Source organism: Rhizobium sp. F40D2 (assembly GCF_051810745.2).
GTDB lineage: Bacteria > Pseudomonadota > Alphaproteobacteria > Rhizobiales > Rhizobiaceae > Rhizobium.
Genome location: NZ_JBPWQX020000002.1, coordinates 37,827 through 56,741, shown reverse-complemented (window position 1 = coordinate 56,741; position 18,915 = coordinate 37,827). Strand labels below are relative to the sequence as shown.

Genomic DNA, 18,915 nt, shown 5'->3' with positions numbered 1-18,915 from the left:
GTCGTCGCGAGAACCTTTACCAAACTTTACACTTCCTTAACTGCGCTTGACATCCGCACAGTTATCATCGGTCGACCTCAGCTCAATCCGGAGTGCCGTGTGTCCAAGGCATATCGAAATATTCTGCTTGGCCGCTTTGCGGAGGGGAGAGTCATACTCGCCGCGATTTCGCGGCGGGCGCGTCAGTTTAACTCGAAATTCTACGACTATAAGATCGCCAAAGTTCTTCTACTTAGCGTCCAAGATAATTACGTCTTGATCTCTCATTTTCTGAGTGAAGCGATACAGCCAGGCCGTGCGGAGAGCCTACGCAAAGAACGCGATGCTCTGTCGGAAGACATTTCAATTGGTGGGACGGGGTGATTGATAGCGCGCTCACGAAAGCGGCTTCATCGCCTCGAAATCGGGCAAGGCGCTGCTGGCGTAGCCGATCCCCCCGAGCGAAGCGATAGCGATCCTTCCGTCGCGGATCGACAGCAGCGGTCCTTCGGCACCCTGCTCGTAAATATCCGGGTGGGCAGAAGCAAAACGCGCCATCTCCGCCTGCGGCGCACCCTGCATGCCGGCCACATAGTGATGGCCGTTACGCTCGACATGGGAGAGGCCGAGCAGCGAAACCAGCGCCAGATCCTGCTGCACGGCAAGCCCGGCCTGGCAGGTCAGGTCCTCGCCGGAGAGGAACAGGTTCGGCACGCCTGTCGTCCTGATGCGGATCGCTTTGAGGAGCGAGCGGTAGATGCCCTTGCAGGTCTTCGAGGAGACGCCGGTATAGCCGAGCTCACGGGCGTGGGCGAAAGCCTCGTCGCCATCGTCGCTCTCATCGATCAGGAAGGGCAACTCCGCCGCCAGAGCCCCAAGTGGCGTCTGCATGGTGATCGCGCGCGAGAACGGCTGTTCGATAAAGGCAATGGCCGCACGCAGCCGCGCCAGCCGCGGTATCGCCGCCATGCGCGCCAGCAGGTCGGCAAGCGGTTCGGCAGTGGCGAACTGCTCATTGCCATCGACCGTCACCCGGTAATCGGGCAGATGGTCCAGCACCGCGGCAATTCGCACCAGCCGGTCAAGATCGGCATCGACCTCGCCAGAAAGTTTGATCTTGAACCAGTGGTTGCCATAGCGCGCAATCACCGCCTCGAGGCTTTCCGGCAGACCGTCATCAACGGGATGGACGATATCGCTCTTGGTCATCGGGTCGAGCAGCCCGATCGTATGCCGGGCCGAGATCGAACCGGCGGGGCGAAGGCCGGCAAGCGTTGCCGAAGCGGCATGCGCATCGATATCGCCGGGCAGCATCGGGCCGCCGATGCCGACCAAGTTGCCACGCACCGCATCGAAGAAGGAAATGCCGGCAAGACGGCAATAGGCATCGAGTGCTGCGCGGGCGATAAGCGAAGGTCCGAAGCCGGCCGCCAACGGATTTCCGGGCAGGCGCAACACGGTTTCCATCTCGTTCAGCCGGGCGGCGGCAAACAATGTCGTCGGCGCCGACGCTTCGAGCGACGCGGCGGCTGCATCGCGGATCGAACCGCGCAATTGATCGACATTCTGCGCCGGCGTCAGTGCCGGATTTTTGTCGAACCATTTCGGCACCATCATTTCGGCGGCGCCGCCGACGGCCGTCTTTCCCTTCTCATCCTCGACACGCACCCTGAGAAAGGCCTGCGGTGCGTTTTCGAGGGTTGCCGCGCCGAAGCGGAACGGCAGGCGCAGGCGGGTATCGCGCTCGAAGGCGTCGATCTCGACAATTCTGATGCGCGGCGCCGTCACGGAACCTCCGATCTTTCCGTCCATGTTTACGCCATCCGGTCGAGCATGGCGCGCGACACTTCGTGTTGGAGCGGTTCCCGGCGCAGCAGCCGGCCGATCTCGTCCACCATGGCTTGGCCTTGGGCGAAATGCGCCTCTTCGGTGTGGCCGGCGGCATGCGGTGAAATCGTGACATTGGCAAGCGCCGAGTCGCGGAACGGGCTGTCCGACGGCAGCGGCTCCTTGTCGAAGACATCGAGAGCGGCCTCGATACGGCCGGACCGGATCTCGGCGAGCAATGCCGCCTCATCGACTAGGTCTGCGCGCGCCGTATTGATGAACAATGCGCCGGGGCGCAACAGCGCCAGTTCGCGGGCGCCGATCATGCGGCGCGTTTCCGGCAGAACGGGCGCATGCAGGGTAATCACATCGCTTTGCGCCAGCGCATCGTCCAGTCCCGTTCTGACGACGCCGAGTGCTGCGGCCTCGCTGTCATTGAGATAGGGATCGACGACCAGCACGCGACAACCGAATGGCACGAGCAGGCGCATGACCGCCCGCCCTACATACCCGGCGCCGATGATGGCGACCGTTCTGGCGCCGAGCAACCTTTGCGGCACGGCGGCGCGAACATCGAGCCATTCGCCGCCGCCGCGCAATGCATGATGCAGCCGGTGAATGCCGCGCATGGCGAGCAGCGCTTCGGCGACGACGAACTCGGCAACCGAGGCGGCGATTTTCGAGGCGGCATGGCTGACACGAAGGCCGTCGTCGAACAGCCGGGCGGGAACGAGCGTGCGGACGCTGCCGGCCGAATGGGCGACGAGGGCAAGTTGCGGATGGCGCTGACGCGCGGCGGGATCGAAGGACGGCGTGCCCCATCCGGTCAGGCAGGCCGTGGCGCCCTGCAGCAGCCGCTCGACATCGGCGGCATCGATCGTGGCGCCGGCCGGCCAGCGCACGTCGCCCAGCGCATTCAAATCAGCGGTCGCCGCATCGTCCAGCATCATGCGGCGGGTCTTTTCGGTCAAAAGGACGGCAATGACGGGTGCTTGTTTGCTCATGCTTCTACTCTTTCACTGCGGCGATCAGGCGCCTGAGATGGGCGAGATCGGCGCGGGCCTTGTCGAGCGCCTGTTCCCGGGGGATCCGGTATTGGGAATGCATCGAGAGCACCCCGGCAAAACCGGTGGCGGTGAGATGCGGGATGATGTCGTTCCAGGGCACCATGCCATCGTCGAGCCCGTACCAGTCCGAATGCCAGGCACGCTGGCCCTGCGCCCCATAGGCGCCGGGAAACCAGCCGCAATTCTTGACGCCCATGCAGCAGAACCACGGGTCGAGAAGGTCGAGGGTCAGACGCCAGTTCTCGCTTCCCTCGCGGATGATCTGGTTGGCCGGATCGGGATAGGCGCCGATCCTAAGGGATCGCGCCCGGCCAGCAATTGCATCGCCAGCGCGCCGGAGCTGTGCAGGGTCCCGCCGTGCAGCTGGATCGTCAACTTGACGGCGAAGCGTTCGGCGAGACGCTCGAAACCATCGAGGTCACGCTGTGCCTCATCGACCTGCACCTTCCAGCGCCGGGACGGATCATAACGCCAGAAGCCGAGCCGGACCTGGCCGATGCCAGCCTCGCTGCAAAAGCCGAGAAGGCGCGACGCAGCAGCGTCGGGCCGCGTGGAATCGATGGTCGCCATCGGGATGCGGAGGCCGGCTGCGGCAAAGAGCTTTGCGGCCTTGACGATTTCCTCCGGCCGTTCGGGAGAAACGGCATGGCCGTCGCGAACGAGAAGATCGGCACAGTCGAACCCGAGGCCGGCCGTGATCTCCGCCGCCGTCTTCAGCGGCAGACCTTCGAGGGTCTTGGTGAAATAGGCGATATCCATGATATCCCTGCTCATCGACTGGAAACACAGAGCTCGCTGTGGCGGCCGAAGGCATCGCGGGCGCGCACCGCATAGCGCGCGCCCTCCGGCGGCGACATGTGCAGGAATGCCGTCGAGAGCAGCGGCGCCGGACTGACCTTTTCAAAAGCCTCGCCGCTGGTGCTGGTGAGGACATCGTAGAAGATGGCGGGGGGCTCGCATCGCCGGCCGCCCAGAACAGCATGCGCTCCTCCCGGCCGCCGAAGCCGAGGTAGCGCTCGACGACGAGACCGGTGGGGGCTGCCGGCGGTGCGCCGATATCGGGAACGACGAGCACCTGCGTCAGCGACGGCAAGGGCACGTCGAGATCGACACTGACCCGGCCGTCGTCGCAGGCGACGGTGCTGATCGGATGCAGCAAGGCCGGCTCCTGGGCGCGGCGCAGTTCGGCAAACTGCGCTTCATCAGGAACTGGCGGCGCGCCGACCGGCTCGAAGGGTCCGCGCGGATTGCTTTCGTCGCGCTGACCTTCCCAGACCTCCATCGGATTGGTGAATTCCTCGTCGATGCGCAGCAGGCAGAGCGCATGGCGGCTGGGAGCGAGCCCGTCGACCTCCAGGCGGACGGCGGTCCGGCCCGAACGGTTGATGGCATCGACGCTGTGGAGGAGGCTGATGGAAACACCGCCGCCCGGCAGCCGTGTCGGCAGGATCGCCAGGCCATCCTGATCGGGCGTCAGCGGCGGCTCGGCCGTCACCTTGCAGACGGTATCGCCGAGCGTCGCCAGCAGCTCCATCGATGTGAGGCCGGGCTTCTTGATGATGTCGAAGGGCGGCGCACTGTCGATGTCGGTCACCAGCTTTCCCAGATCGGTCTTGTGCTCCCACTGCGCCTTGGTGAAATTGCGCTGTCCGAAATAGGCAAAGATCGTGCGCTGGCTCCAGCCGCCGATAAAGGCGTGGTCATTGCTGAGGAAGGTGAAATTCGCCACTTTCGGGGCAATGATGCGCCGGTCGTGCTGCTCGATGATGCGGGCGATGATCCCGGCGTAATAGGCCTTGCCGTGCCAGCTGTGATGATCGCTCCAGCCCAGCTGCGGATCGCATTCGTCGTTGATGATCGGCAGGCCCGCCAGCCGCGGATGATGCTCTTTCAGATAATCGACGACGAGAAGCGTGCGATCGACGATGGCGTTCGTCTTCGGCGTCAGATCGTCCTTGCTCCCGTTGACGCCCTTCTCGTGGATCGAGATGTAGTCGATGCGCGGCGGGCCATCGCCGGTCAGGTTGCTCGTGCCGCTGTCGCAATGGGCCATCAGGGCGCAAAAGATCGGCGAGAGCGTGCGGGCAGTGCCCGGCCCGCCCATCGGCAGGCCGGGATCGATGGCGTCGAGGCCTGCGGCGCAGGCATCGTAATAATTGGTGTAGCCCTTGATCCCGTAAGTCCACCAGCCGGAGTCGGCCTCGTTCGTCGTTTCGAAATACCATGTGCGCAACTCGTCCATGCCGTAGCGCGCGCCGTAGCGGTCCACCGTCGCTGTCACCAGATCCCGCCAGCGCCTGACCTGGTCCATGTCCTCATAATTGGTGAACAGGCCGGACGGATTGCCCATCAGCTCGAAGAACGGCTTCAGGCGGTGTTCGATCATCACGTCGAGCGCACGGTCGAGCAGCGACCAGTCGTAGCCGCCCGTGCCGCCGGTGGCGCGCAGCAGATTGTAAAGGTAGTGGACCCGCAAATAGCGGATGCCCTCGTTCGGCAGGCCGCCGATATAGGCAAGCATCTGGCGCATCTCGGGTTCGAGCAGCAGCTCGGCAGGCGAAAAGCCGGTGCCGCGCCAGAACCGGTCGAACGGGCGCACCGTTTGGCTGGCATCAACATTTATTCGCGTCCGTTCACGCATGGATCGTTCTCCTTGAAGGGAAAGGCTGGCAGCGCAAAGCCGGATTATTTAAACTTTTCGCGCATTACATCGATGCCGGGGATGGTCTTGGCCAGATGTTGATGGGCGGGGTCGAAGCGCTGGATCAGCCCGCGGCGGTGCTTGCCGACAAGGATGGTGAAGATATAGCCGCGATGCCCGGGCGAGGTGACAGTCGGGTGGTAGCCGCGGTCGACCAGGACAGTATCGCCGTTGCGGGTCATGAGGATCTTGACCGGACCGTCGTCATCATAAGTGATCTGACTGCCAAAGCCGGTCTCCGGCTGGAAACGGTAGTGATAGAGCTCCTCGTGCAGGGTCTCGGCATCGCCGTCTTCGGTGTCGTGCTTGTGGGGAGGATAGCCCGACCAGCAGCCCTCGCCGGCATAGAGTTCGCTCACCAGCAGGTTTCCGCAGCGGCCGTTCTGGCGTTGGCCGAGCAGGTGGGCGATCCGACGCTGGCTATGCGTGTCGGGCGAGCCGACATTGACCGCGTCGACCTCGTCGGGCGTGACCCGGAACGGGACGTAACGCGTCTCGCAGAGGCCGCCGGCGATGGCGACTTCCGCCGGGCCGCCACGGGCCGATATCCGGACATTGGCGTCGACGGGCGCGTAAACCGAATCCGCATCGCCTCCCCAGATATCGGCTCGCCGGCCCACAGCTTCGAAGCTGATGTCATCCACCTCGATATCCACCTGCCCCGACAGCACGACGTAGAGGCTCTCGTGCAAGGGCAGCCGCCGCGTGTCCCGGCCGTCGGCCGGAAGCGTGGCGAGGTCGAAATAGATGAGATCGAGCGTCCTGGAGGAGGTATCCACAATGGGACGCTGCTCGGAGTGTGGAATAAATTCGGGCATCAATTGAACTCCGCAACGGTACGGTCGGCGAAAGGGTTGAGGGTCAGGGTTTCGGCGTGATGGCAGGCCACCGCATGTCCGCCGGCGGTGACGGTTCGCAAAGCCGGCACCTCCTGCCTGCACAGCGCGGTGGCGTAGCGGCAGCGCGGATGAAAGGCGCAGCCGGGTGGGGCATGCGCGGGGTCGGCGACCTCGCCAGCCAGCCGGATGCGCCGGCCGTGGCGGCGCAGCCTCGGATCGGCGATCGGCACCGCCGAGAGCAGCGCTTCGGTATAGGGGTGGCGCGGATGCGAAAAGATCTGCTCCGTCGGCGCCTTTTCGACGACCCGGCCGACATACATGACGGCGATGTTGTCGGAGATGTGCCGGACGACCGAGAGGTCGTGGGCGACGAAGAGATAGGTCAGGCCGAACTGTTCCTGCAGGTCCTGCAAGAGGTTGATGGTTTGCGCCTGGACGCTGACATCGAGCGCCGAGACGGCTTCGTCGGCGATCACCAGGCGCGGATTGGACGCCAGTGCCCGGGCAATGCCGATGCGCTGGCGCTCGCCGCCGGAGAAGGCATGCGGATAACGGCGCATATATTCGGGCCGCAGGCCGACGCTCTGCATCAGCTCGGCGACCCGGTGCTCGAGCTCCAGGCCCTTGGCGATACCGTTGACAACAAGCACCTCGCCGATGATGTCGATGACGGGAAGACGCGGATTGAGCGAGGATTGCGGATCCTGAAAGACGATGCGCAGGTCGCGGTGGATTTCCTTGAGGGCGGACCCGGACAGGGCCGCGAGATCCACCGTGCCGCCGCTGCGGTCGCGATAGCGGATTTCGCCGCTGGTCGGCTGGTAGATGCGCAGCACGGTGCGGGCAAGCGTCGACTTGCCGCAGCCGGATTCCCCGACGATGCCGAGCGTCTCGCCGTCCTCGACACGAAGCGAGACGCCGTCGACCGCCTTGACATGCCCGACCACGCGCCGGAACGCGCCCTTGCGAATGGGGAAATGCATCCTGAGATCGTTCAGTTCGAGGAGCGGGCTTGGTTGCGTCATAATATCGGCCATCATTGTCTTCCCTCGTAAAGCAGGCAGCTGGCGACGTGCCCCTTGCCGATGAGGACGGCTTGCGGATCCTCGCGGTCACAGAGGCCCGCCCTCGCCTCTCGGCATCGGGGATGAAAGCTGCAGCCTTCGGGCCGGTCGAAACGCGAGGGCACCATGCCTTCGATGGTCGCCAGCCGTTCGCTCGGCTGTCCGTGCAGGCGCGGCACCGATTGCAGCAGGGCCTTGGTGTAGGGATGAACCGGTGCGTGGAAGATCGTGTCGACATCACCCGCCTCCACCACCCGGCCGACATACATGACGACGACCTCGTCGGCGATCTCGGCGACGACGCCGAGATCATGGGTGACGAACAGCACCGAGAGCCCGAATTCGGCCTGCAGCGAGGCGAGCAGATCGAGGATATTGGCCTGGGTGGTCACATCGAGCGCCGTGGTCGGCTCGTCGGCGATCAGGAGCTTGGGGCGGCAGGCGAGCGCCAGCGCAATGCAGACGCGCTGGCGCATGCCGCCGGAAAACTGGAAGGCATAACTTTCCATGCGCTCGGCCGGCCTTGGAATGCCGACGAGCGCCAGCGTCTCGATCGCATGTTCGCGCGCTTCCTTCTTTCCCATCTTGAGATGCAGGCGGATGACCTCCACCATCTGGTTGCCGATCGTATGGACGGGAGACAGGGCCGCCGTCGGCTCCTGACTGATCAGGCCGATCTGGGCGCCGCGGATCGCCCGCATGTTGCGGCCGCGCGGATCGAGCGAGGCGAGATCGATGGCGGGAGCTGCCGGATCGGGCCGGTAGCGGATTGCGCCCGAGACGATCCGCCCGCCCCGCGGAACCTGGTTGAGGATCGAGCGGCCGGTGATGCTCTTACCCGAACCGGATTCGCCGACGACGCAGACCGTCTTGCCGCGGGGGATGGAGAAGGAGACGCCGTCGACCGCCCGCACCGTGCCCGCGCCGCCGAAGAAATGGGTCCTGAGCTCGTCGACCTCGATCAGCGAGTCGCGATCGGCGCGCCCGCCGCCGGCGGCGAAATGGGAATCAGTATTCATAGGGATCTGCAGCATCGCGTAATCCATCACCGAGGAAATTGAGGGCGAGCACGGTGACGATCACCGCAAGGCCGGGAAGAAACAGCCAGGGCGCGCTCGAAACCGCGAGAATGTTCTGCGCCTCCTGAAGCAGCACACCCCAGCTCACGACAGGCGGACGCAAGCCGATGCCGAGGAAGGAAAGCGCGGTTTCGGCGAGAATCATCGTCGGGATGGCAAGCGTCACCGAAGCGATGATGTGGCTCATGAAGGACGGCACCATGTGCCGCCAGATGATGCGCATCCGCGAGCAGCCATCGAGATGGGCGGCGATGACGAAATCTTCCGTCTTCAGCGACAGGAAACGTCCGCGCACCACTCGCGCCAGATCAGTCCAGCCGATCAGCGACAGGATGACGGTGATCCAGAGATAGACCAGGATCGGATCGGCGCTGATCGGAACGGCAGCCGCAAGCCCCATCCACAGCGGAATGGTCGTGATCGAGTTGATGAGCTCGATGCAGCGCTGGATGACGTCGTCTACCCAGCCGCCATAGAGGCCGGAGATGCCGCCGAGGATGATGCCGAGGATCAGGCTGATCGCCACACCGATGAGGCCGACCGACATCGAAACCCGGGTGCCGTGCACCGTCCGGCTGAAGACGTCGCGGCCCAGCCGGTCGGCGCCGAACAGGTAGAACGGCTTGCCCGCCTCGACGGGGCCGATCAGGTGGCGGTTCAGATCGAACAGCCCCCAGAGCCGGTAAGGCTCGCCTTTGACGAAGAGGCCGACGGGAATGACAACGGCCGGATCGGGCACGTAATTGCGGCTGAGCGCGATCGGATCGATCTTCATCGAATAACCGTTGACATAGAGCGGGTGAAATCCCCCCGCCGCGTCGTAGCCGGCAAATCTCAGCTGCTGGGGCGGCGCATAGGTGTAACGGGAATCGTAGGTTTGCGACGAAACCGGGGCGAGAACCTCGGCAAAGAGAGCGACCAGATAAATCAGCACGATGACGACGCCTGCCGCCAGCGCCAGCCGGTGGCGGCAGAAACGCCACCAGATGAGCTTCCACTGGCCGGCGGCGGCGGCGGTATTTCTGATCGGTTCTGGCGATAGCGCGATGGCTTGATCGGTCATATCTGTCGTCCTTCAGCCGTTGCGGATACGGGGATCGAGCCAGGCAAGCAGCAGGTCCGAGATCAGCGTACCGATCAGCGTCAGCATGCTCATCAGCAGGATGAAGGTGCCGGCCAGATACATGTCCTGGGCAAACAGCGCGTTGAGCAGAAGCGGCCCGGTGATCGGCAGGCTAAGGACGATGGAGACCACCACCGAACCCGAGACGAGGTGCGGCAGCACCCAGCCGACAGTGGAGACGAAGGGGTTGAGCGCAACGCGCACCGGATATTTCAGCAGCAGCCGGATTTCGCTCAAGCCCCGCGCCCGCGCCATGTCGACATAGGGCTTGTTGAGCTCGTCCAAGAGGTTGGCGCGCATGATGCGGATCAGCGCCGCCGTCGCACCCGTGCCGAGCACCACGACCGGGATCCACATATGCGAGATGAGATCACCGAGCTTGGCCCAGCTCCAGGCGGCATTGATGTAGGCTGGCGAAAACAGCCCGCCGACGCTCTGGCCGAAATACTGCGCCGAGACGAACATCAGCACCAGCGCCAGCAGGAAGTTCGGAATGGCAAGACCGAGAAACCCGAAGAAGGTGGCGAAATAATCTCCGACCGAATACTGCCGCACTGCCGAATAGATGCCGATCGGAAAGGCCACCGCCCAGACGAAGAACAGCGTGGCGACCGAGACCACCATCGTCAGGCCCATGCGCGCCCAGATCAATTCGCTGACCGGCTTGTTCCAGTCGAGGGACTGACCGAAATCGCCGCGCAGCAGGATGCCGCTGATCCATTTCCAGTATTGCACCGCCCAGGGCTGATCGAGGCCATACCGTTCGCGCAGGCCGGCGATGGCGCCAGGATCGACGGTTTCGTTCTGCGAGGCGAGACGCGCCGTCATCGCGGTCAGGAAATCGCCCGGCGGGAGCTGGATAATGATGAAGGTCACGACGGAGATCGCGAACATCATTGGGATCATGTAAAGCAGACGTCTGATGATGAAGCCGGCCATGTTCAAGCTCCTTCGACCGGCGATCGCCGATCGGTTTGGGTGATGGGGCGGGGCTGCTGCCGGAATGGCGCCCGCGGACGCCATTCCGGCCGATCATGGGTCTATTGCTGGTAGTAGAAGGTCTCGGGCTTCGCCGGTCCCGGCGTCATGTAGAACGACGTGCTGGGGATGACCTTGGGGACGTTGCGCATATTGGTCTTGACGATGCCGACGCGGTCCGGCTCGAGGTTGGTGCCGATCACGTAGAACTCGTCGCGGGTGATCGCCAGCAGCTCCTTCATCGCTTCGAGTTGCTTTTCGAGCGTCGGGGCTTCCTGCACCTGGCGATAGAGATCCATCTGCTTCTTGGCGGCCGGGCTCGGCTCCTCAGCGTTCGGATCCTTGGGATTCTGGTAATAGAGGCCCCAGGCGGTGGCGAAGCTCGATTCATATTCGTGCGGGAAATACCATTTGGGATCGAGCAGCCCGAGGAAGTCGTAGCCGCCGCCGCCGACCCAGGCGAGACCGTCATTGTCATTGTTCTGCAGGCGGGAGAAGATCAGCGAACGCTCGGCCGGGCGCGGCTGCATGTCGATACCAACCGCCCGCCAGTAACGCTGGATCATTTCGAGCGCGTCGACCTGGATCGGGCTTCCGGTCAGCGCATCGATCGCAAAAGTGATCCGCTTGCCGTCCTGACCGAGGCGATAGCCTTCGGCGTCTTTTTTGGTCAGGCCCGCCTTGTCGAGATACTGGTTGGCGAGATCGACATTATATTCCAGATATTGCGTCGCCATCTTCTCGTCATAGAGCGCGGTGCCTTCGCGGGGTGCGGCCTGATAGGGCTTGGCCTGTCCGGCATAGATCAGCTGGTTGAGCTCCTCGCGGTTGATGGCGTAGCTGAGGCCGATGCGGAAATCCTTGTTGGAGAAGACGGCGCGCAAGGCCGGATTCTTGTGGGTCTCGTTGAGGGTGATCAACAGGGCGTTCGACCAGGCCGGCCGGGCGATGAACAGGCCGTAACCGGCCTTCTGCTGGTTCTGCACGATCACCGTGCGGGCGTCCGTCGTCTCGATGAAGCGGTTCTGCATGTCGATTTCGCCGCTGATCGCCTTCAGGATGATCGCCTGCGTATCCTGCAACACGTCGATGGTGATGCGATCGAAGTAGGGCAGCTGGTTTCCTGCCGTATCCACCTTGGCATAATAGGGATTACGTTCGGCGACGACCTGGGTGGTGCCGTTATAGGGCGCGGTGAGCACCCAGGCATCGAGCGTCGGCCGGCCGAGATCGCGCCAGCGGCCGGGAAAGCCGATCTTGTTGTTGAAGAGCTGGACCCAGTCGGTGGCACCGGCCGCCTTCACCAGGGCATCTACGCCGTCCGGATTGAAATCCTTGTGGAACTGCTTGAGGTAATGCGCCGGCGCGGCCGCCAGAATATCGGAGCCGCGCACCGTCGCCATGTTCATCAGGAACAGGCCGTTCGGCGCGGCAAACTTGAAGACGACCTTGTCGTCGGCAAGCTTTTCGACCTTGACGGTCTGACCACCGGCCGTCAGCCAGTCGGGGGCGGCAGGCGTGATCTTGGTGTTGCGCAGCACATTCTCGTTCCACCACACCAGATCGTCGGCGGTGAAGGGCTCGCCATCCGACCAGCGCGTGCCTTGCCGCAGGGTGAAGGTATATTCGGTGGCATTGTCGTTGACTTCGACGCTCTTGGCGATGTCGGGGATCACCTCGGTCCATTCCGGGTTCCAGCGGACCAGTCTCGTATAGCCGATCGAACGCTCGATCTCGCTGTCGCCGCCGCCGAAGGTGGCCGTGCGCCAGGTGCCGCCATAGGTGCCGACCGATTCAAGCGGCGTTAGCACCAGCGGCTCCTTCGGCAGCCGTTTTTCCACCGGCGGCAGCTTGCCGGCATCGACCATCGCCTTCAGTTCCGGCGACTCCTGAAAGCCGAAAGCGGTGCCGGCCCAACCGGCGCTGATGAGGACCGCCGCGGCAACGGTCGAAACAACCTGCCGCCGTAGAATTCTGACGTGTTGCATTCTCTCCTCCCAAAATTCTGCTTAGGTTATCGTTAACGTATTCTCCTCAATTCAGAACGTTAACGTTATCGTTCTATCTTGTCAAAAAGATTCGTATTGGCGGAATGCACACCCGCAAAGGCTTGGCTTTCTCCTGATTTATGTTAGTTATCGTTACCGTAAATTTCTCACCCCCTTAGAGACAGCCCTTGAGCAGCCCCAAAGAACCGGATTCCAAAATAACCATCGCCGATGTCGCCCACGCCGCAGGCGTGTCGCCGATGACGGTATCGCGCGTGCTCAACGGCCGGGGCGGCGCGAGCGCCGAAACCAGCCAACGCATTCTCTCAGCGGCGAGCGAACTCAATTACCGCCCCAACCCCTTTGCGCGCGGATTGCGCTCCGACCGGTCGAAGACCATCGGCCTTCTTGTTCCCGACATCACCAACCCGTTCTTCCCCGAAGTCATCCGGGGGGCCGAGGATGCGGCGAGCGCGGCCGGCTACAACCTGCTTCTGTCAAACGTCGTCGAGAACAGCAGGCGCGAGGAGGAACTCATCGAAGCGCTGCTCAGGCATCGGGTCGACGGGATCATCGTCTGCAGCGCGCGGCTGCCCGATGCAGCACTTCACAAGGCGTTGGCACCCCACCGCGCCGTCGTGCTCATCAATCGCGAGGCTCCGAATGAAATCGCCGGAACCATCGTCACGGACTACGAAACCGGCGCGTCGCGGGCGATCGACCATCTGGTCGAGCGCGGGCGACGCAAAATCGCGATCGTCGCCGGGCCGCGCAGTTCCTTCGGCGGCAAAAGCCGCCTCGTCGGCTTCCGCAAGACGCTGACGGCCCATGGGCTGAAGGCGCATGGCATCGTCTACTGCGATCCGACGGCGGCGGGTGGACAGACGGCGGCGGCGCAATTACTGGCGGAAACGCCCGATATCGATGCCCTCATCTGCTACAACGACCTCAATGCGATCGGCGCCATGAAGGCCTGCCGGGCAGCCAACATTTCGATCCCCGAGCAGATTGCCCTGATCGGTTTCGACGACATCCCGACGGCCGAACTGCTGTCTCCGGCGCTCACCACGCTGCGGGTGCAGAAACGGGAAATGGGAGAGGAAGCCGTGCGCCTGCTGCTCAGCCGCATCGCTACCAAGAACCGTCAGCACGGCATCGTCATCGTGCCCGAACTCATCATCCGCGAAACGACCTGATCGACGATCAACTGAAGAGATATCCCATGGATGGCGACAATCTGCAGTCACTGGCCTTGCCCGAGGAGAAGAAGGCCTGGTTCGTCCATGACCGGTTCGGCATCTTCGTGCATTGGGGCCTCTATGCCCTGCCGGCACGCCATGAATGGGTCAAGAGCCGCGAAGAACTTGATGACACCGACTACCAGAGATATTTCGATCATTTCGATCCCGATCTCTACGAGCCGCGCGAATGGGCAAGACGCGCCAAGGCCGCCGGCATGAAATATGTGGTGCTGACCACCAAGCATCATGAAGGCTTCTGCCTCTGGGACACCAAGGCCACCGACTTTAAGGTGACCAACACGCCTTATGGAAAGGATCTGCTGCGCCCCTTCGTCGACGCCTTCCGCGCAGAGGGCCTGAGGATCGGCTTCTACTATTCGCTGATCGACTGGCAACACCCCGACTTCACGGTCGATCCGCGCCACCCGCAGCGCAATCATCCCGATGCGTCGAAAATCAACGAAGGCCGGGATATGCTCCGTTATGCCGCCTTCATGCGCGAGCAGGTGCGCGAACTGCTGACCGAGTTCGGGCAGATCGACATCATGTGGTTCGATTTCAGCTATCCGCAGTGGAAGCTTGGGGAATTGGTGGGAAAGGGTCATCGGGATTGGGAAAGCGAGAAGCTCGTGCGCCTGGTGCGCGAGCTCGCCCCCGACATTATCATCAACAACCGGCTCGACCTCGCCGGCCTTCTCCCCGACATCGTCACGCCGGAACAATATATGCCGCGCGCCTGGCCGAAGCGCGACGGCAGGCGCGTCGTCTGGGAGGCCTGCCAGACCCTCAGCGGTTCCTGGGGTTATCACCGCGACGAGGATACCTGGAAAAGCACGGAGCAGCTGGTGCAGATGCTGGTCGGCACCGTCGCCATAGGCGGCAATCTGCTGATGAATGTCGGGCCGACGGCACGCGGCACGCTCGACCACCGGGCAATATCAGCGCTCGCCGCCTATGAGGAGTGGATGGCGCTGCACGAGCGCAGCATCGTCGGCTGCACCCAGTCCGATTTCACCGCTCCGCCCGACTGTCGCCTGACCCAGAACGGCGATCGCCTCTATATCCACCTCTTCAACTGGCCCTATAAGCATCTGCATTTCGATGCGCTGGCCGGGAAGATCGAATATGCGCAATTCCTGCACGATGCCAGCGAAGTCCCCTGGCTGCGCCCGTCCGCCAATACTTTATGGGCGAACACCCAGTTCCCCGTCGGCGAGGACGAATTGACCTTCGTCCTGCCGGTGCGCCGCCCCAAGGTCGTGGTTCCGGTCATCGAGGTGAAGCTCAAGGCGGGGAGTGCCGCCGGCCTTCAGGCATGAGACCAGGTTTGCCCGAGCGGGAGTCCTCATACCGCCCGCTCAGGAGAACGGCTCGGTCGGCCCGGCCGCCGGCCTGGTGAACCAACAAGGTCCTTCGGCGGTCATATAGATATGGTCTTCCAGACCGATCCCGACTGGCGGATCGACGGAGCCGGGCTTGCCGTCAGCCCTGTTTCGTATCGTCTGGTCGGATCAGGCTGCCGCGGCTGACGAGCGACGGTATCTGGAGAATATGCTCGGAGGCGGTGCGGCCTTCTATTCTGGAAATGAGGGTCCGGGTCGCGACCTGACCGATTTCCCTTCCCGACTGATCGATGCTGGCGAGATCGACGAGGCCGAGGGCTGCGGTCGAGGAATTGTCATATCCGATGACCGCGAGGTCTTCGGGCACGCGCACGCCCATCTCCATCGCCAGGCTCAGCAGCGTGATCGCATCGAGATCGCTCCAGCAGAACACAGCACGCGGCCTGTCCTTCCGCGACAGGAATTTTCGCATCGCGACTTCCCGCTTCGGCGAGGCGATCGGAATTTTGCCGATCGGTACGGAGGCGCCGAGCCCGCCGCGCTGCATCGCCCGGCGGTATCCGATCTCACGCTGGCGGACGACGGAAACCGCATGCCCTTCGCGCTCGCCGAGACTGAGCATTTCGATGTCGCTATAGCCGCAGGCAATCAGCGCTTCGACCGCGATCTCCGCCCCGCGCTGATCGTCGGCATTGACGGTGTCGAAGGCCGTGGCGCCGGCATCGTGATAGCCGACCGCGACAATCGGGATCTGCACTGCAAACCGCGCGATGATCTCCGAGGGCAGGCGCGGCGCAACGAGGATCAGACCGTCCATCTTGTAATCGATCATCGATTCGATCAGCGACGTCTCCAGTTGCACGCGCGCATCGCTGACGCCGATCATCGCCTGATAATGCGAAGGCGCCAGCACCGCGTTGACGCCGGCGATCACCTCCGGGAGGAAGGGATTGCGTATGTCGATCAGCAGCACGCCGATGGTGAAACTGCGGCCGCGCAGGCCCCGCGCCGCCCGCGAGGGGCGATAGCCGAGCGCCTCGATCGCATCTTTCACCTTTGCGCGCAGCGCTTCGCTGACGCCGTAGGCGTTTCGCATGACCTTGGAAACCGCTGCGACCGAGACGCCCGCATGGGTTGCCACTGTCCGGATCGTCACGCGATCGTTTCGCTGCGGCTTTTGTTTGTCTTCGACTGACATGGGCTCTCTGGCTTGCGGCTGCGAGCCATCAATAATCGCCCGCCAGACCACCATGGCAGACCGGCGATGAAATTTCTATTGCGCTTCCAAAGAAAATGTAGAACGTTATATGGAGAACGTTCTACATTTCGTCGGGAGGATTTGATGAACTTTAAGCCGGCAGCCATCAGCGGCAATCTCGTCTCGCGCACCTGGTCGGGAGAGATGATCGCGCCCCTGTCGGATCGCGGTCAGGGAACCGCCGCAAGCTTCGTCTCCAAAAGCTTCGAACATGATGGCGCCCGGCTTCCGGTCGAACTGTTCATCTCCGCACTCGGCCTTTACCGCTGCTTCATCAACGGCGCGCGCGTCGGCGACGACCTATTGACGCCGGGCTGGACGAATTACGACGACCGCATCGCCTATCAGCGCTACGATGTTTCCAGCCTCATTAACCCGGGCCTCAACCGCATCGAGATTTGGCTTGCCGACGGATGGTACCGGTCGCCCCTCATGTGGGGCGCCAAGCCGATCCCGAACTGCTGGGGCGACAGGATCGGCGCCATTGCGGATCTGGTGGGCCCAGGCGGCGTTATTCTTTCCACCGATACGAGCTGGCGGAGCGGCAGGCTGCCGATCCTGAAATCGGGGATCTATTTCGGCGAGATCTATGACGCGCTGCTGGAAAACCCCACGGAAACGCATGGCACCGAGAGATTGCCGTTCGATAGGGCACTGCTCGTCGCGCATGAGACGGCACCGGTGCGAGAGTTGCAGCCGCTCGCCGCCGTCGAAAGCTGGACCGACGACGACGGCAGGACGATCTATGACTTCGGCCAGAACGTCGGCGGTTACGTCAGATATACAGTCCGCGGCGTCGGCGGTGCCGAAGTGCGGGTGGAGCATTCGGAAGTGCTCGGCCCCGACCGCCATTTCGACAATCGCAATTATCGCACGGCCACCGCGCACACGCTTTACACAATGCGCGGGGACGGCGACGACGGACCTATGCGCCGCATTTCACCTTCCACGGCTTTCGTTATGCCAGGGTGACGATCACGGGAAATGCCAAGATTCTTGAAATCGCATCGATCCCGATCTCGTCGGTGACCGAGCCTGCCGGCGGTTTCACCTCCGGCAATCCCCTCGTCAATCGCCTCGTCCAGAATACCATCTGGTCGCAACGCGCCAATTTCGTCGAAGTGCCGACAGATTGCCCGCAGCGCGACGAACGCCTGGGCTGGACGGGCGACGCGCAGGTATTTGCCGCAACCGCCTGCTGGCTGAGCGACAGCCAGTCGTTCCTCAGGAAATATCTGCGCGATGTGATGGCTGACCAGCGCGACGACGGTGCCGTCTCGCATTTTTCGCCGGACCCTACACGCCTGCATCCCGCCGACTTCCCCGGTTATGCCGGCTCGACCGGCTGGGGTGACGCGATCGCCGTCATCCCCTGGGTGCTCTACACCCATTACGGCGATCGCGCGGTGCTGGCGGAGTGCCTGGATTCGATGGTGCGCTGGGTCGATTTCGTCTGGTCCATCTCGGATGGCCCGATCGTGCGTCCGCCGTCGCATTGGGGCGCCCGCGGCTTCACCTTCGGCGACTGGCTGCAACCGGTCGGCGACAACAGAAAACCGCGCCCGACAATTGCCGACGACTGCGCGGCCACGCTCTATCACTTCATCTCGACAGACCTTCTGGCAAAGATCGCCGCCGTTCTCGGCGAACATGCGCTTGAAGAACAGATGAAGCAGCGCGCCGGTGAGATCCGGCGGGCATTTGCCAACGAGTTCATCACGCCGGCCGGACGGCTCGCGCATAACGACCAGACATCCTATGCGCTGGCCTTCCTGCATGATCTGATCCCAAAGGAGCATCATGAGGCTGCCCGGTGGCATTTCCGGCAGGTGATCGTCGATGCCGACTACAGGATCGGCACCGGCTTCATCGGCACCCCTGCCCTTCTGCCGGCGCTGACGAAGCTTGGAATGGACGATCTCGCCGAAAAGGTCTTCCTGCAGGAAGACGTGCCGGGCTGGCTCTATCAGGTCTCGAAGGGAGCGACGACGATCTGGGAGCGCTGGGATTCGATGGCGCCTGACGGCACCATCTACGAACCGGACATGAACAGCTACAACCACTATGCCTATGGCGCCGTCTGCCAATGGCTGTTTGAATGCGTCGCCGGAATTTCGCCGAGTCCGAGCGCACCGGGATTTGCCGAGGTGATCGTCGATCCCGCGCCGATCCCCGGCCTCTCGCCGGTTGCCGCCCATCATGACGTCAGCCAGGGGCGCATCGAGGCCGGCTGGCACTGCAGCGGTAACGAGGTCACCTATGTGCTGACCCTTCCGGAGGGCTGCATCGGCCGCTTCCGGCCCGGACGGCGACATCAGAACCCGTCGCTGAACGGAAAGCCTGTCGGCGAGGAGGCCGTTCTCGCGCCGGGAACGCACCAGCTGGTCTTTTCTCTACCCGAATTTTGAGGAGCATACACGTCACACCG

At 63.2% G+C, this 18,915-nt stretch carries 11 protein-coding genes and 3 pseudogenes; 3 read left to right on the top strand and 11 right to left on the bottom strand.

From position 1 onward, the window contains the following. Positions 1-375 precede the first annotated feature (375 nt). The 10 genes and pseudogenes from ACS4RS_RS24975 to ACS4RS_RS24930 all read right to left on the bottom strand — a co-directional run bounded on the left by ACS4RS_RS24975 (position 376) and on the right by ACS4RS_RS24930 (position 12,645). Positions 376-1,791, bottom strand: coding sequence for a mandelate racemase (locus ACS4RS_RS24975; protein ID WP_439012763.1), 1,416 nt, complete (start codon positions 1,789-1,791; stop codon positions 376-378). Positions 1,792-1,793: 2 nt separating this feature from the next. Then, complete coding sequence (locus ACS4RS_RS24970) at positions 1,794-2,810, bottom strand: hydroxyacid dehydrogenase (protein WP_439012762.1); 1,017 nt, start codon at positions 2,808-2,810, stop codon at positions 1,794-1,796. A gap of 4 nt (positions 2,811-2,814) precedes the next feature. Beyond that, positions 2,815-3,632, bottom strand: a pseudogene (locus ACS4RS_RS24965) (sugar phosphate isomerase/epimerase family protein). Between the two features lie 11 nt (positions 3,633-3,643). Then, a pseudogene (locus tag ACS4RS_RS24960) lies at positions 3,644-5,514 on the bottom strand (GH39 family glycosyl hydrolase). 44 nt (positions 5,515-5,558) lie between these two features. After that, on the bottom strand, positions 5,559-6,392 hold the full coding sequence (locus tag ACS4RS_RS24955) for a 5-deoxy-glucuronate isomerase (protein ID WP_439012759.1): 834 nt from the start codon (positions 6,390-6,392) through the stop codon (positions 5,559-5,561). Continuing rightward, complete coding sequence (locus ACS4RS_RS24950; protein WP_439012758.1) at positions 6,392-7,450, bottom strand: oligopeptide/dipeptide ABC transporter ATP-binding protein; 1,059 nt, start codon at positions 7,448-7,450, stop codon at positions 6,392-6,394. Before ACS4RS_RS24950 ends, ACS4RS_RS24955 begins: the two co-directional genes overlap by 1 nt. Continuing rightward, positions 7,450-8,496, bottom strand: a complete 1,047-nt coding sequence (locus ACS4RS_RS24945) for an ABC transporter ATP-binding protein (RefSeq protein WP_449314072.1) — start codon at positions 8,494-8,496, stop codon at positions 7,450-7,452. Before ACS4RS_RS24945 ends, ACS4RS_RS24950 begins: the two co-directional genes overlap by 1 nt. Further along, the gene (locus ACS4RS_RS24940) at positions 8,486-9,619 is read right to left on the bottom strand and encodes an ABC transporter permease subunit (RefSeq protein ID WP_439012756.1); all 1,134 of its coding nucleotides are present in this window, start codon (positions 9,617-9,619) and stop codon (positions 8,486-8,488) included. Before ACS4RS_RS24940 ends, ACS4RS_RS24945 begins: the two co-directional genes overlap by 11 nt. A gap of 12 nt (positions 9,620-9,631) precedes the next feature. Beyond that, positions 9,632-10,618, bottom strand: coding sequence for an ABC transporter permease subunit (locus ACS4RS_RS24935; RefSeq protein WP_439012755.1), 987 nt, complete (start codon positions 10,616-10,618; stop codon positions 9,632-9,634). 101 nt (positions 10,619-10,719) lie between these two features. Further along, the gene (locus ACS4RS_RS24930) at positions 10,720-12,645 is read right to left on the bottom strand and encodes an ABC transporter substrate-binding protein (RefSeq protein ID WP_439012754.1); all 1,926 of its coding nucleotides are present in this window, start codon (positions 12,643-12,645) and stop codon (positions 10,720-10,722) included. 188 nt (positions 12,646-12,833) lie between these two features. On the opposite strand from ACS4RS_RS24930, the gene ACS4RS_RS24925 reads away from it, so the two are divergent. Continuing rightward, positions 12,834-13,841 carry a substrate-binding domain-containing protein gene (locus tag ACS4RS_RS24925; RefSeq protein ID WP_439012753.1) on the top strand — a complete coding sequence of 336 codons (1,008 nt, stop codon included), beginning with the start codon at positions 12,834-12,836 and terminating at the stop codon, positions 13,839-13,841. Between the two features lie 26 nt (positions 13,842-13,867). After that, positions 13,868-15,205, top strand: coding sequence for an alpha-L-fucosidase (locus tag ACS4RS_RS24920; RefSeq protein ID WP_439012752.1), 1,338 nt, complete (start codon positions 13,868-13,870; stop codon positions 15,203-15,205). A 163-nt stretch (positions 15,206-15,368) separates the two neighbouring features. Here ACS4RS_RS24920 and ACS4RS_RS24915 read toward each other — a convergent pair whose 3' ends face one another. Further along, complete coding sequence (locus tag ACS4RS_RS24915; RefSeq protein ID WP_439012751.1) at positions 15,369-16,427, bottom strand: substrate-binding domain-containing protein; 1,059 nt, start codon at positions 16,425-16,427, stop codon at positions 15,369-15,371. Between the two features lie 144 nt (positions 16,428-16,571). Between ACS4RS_RS24915 and ACS4RS_RS24910 the strand changes: the two are divergent. After that, positions 16,572-18,895: pseudogene (locus ACS4RS_RS24910) on the top strand (family 78 glycoside hydrolase catalytic domain). The last annotated feature ends 20 nt before the right edge of the window (positions 18,896-18,915 follow it).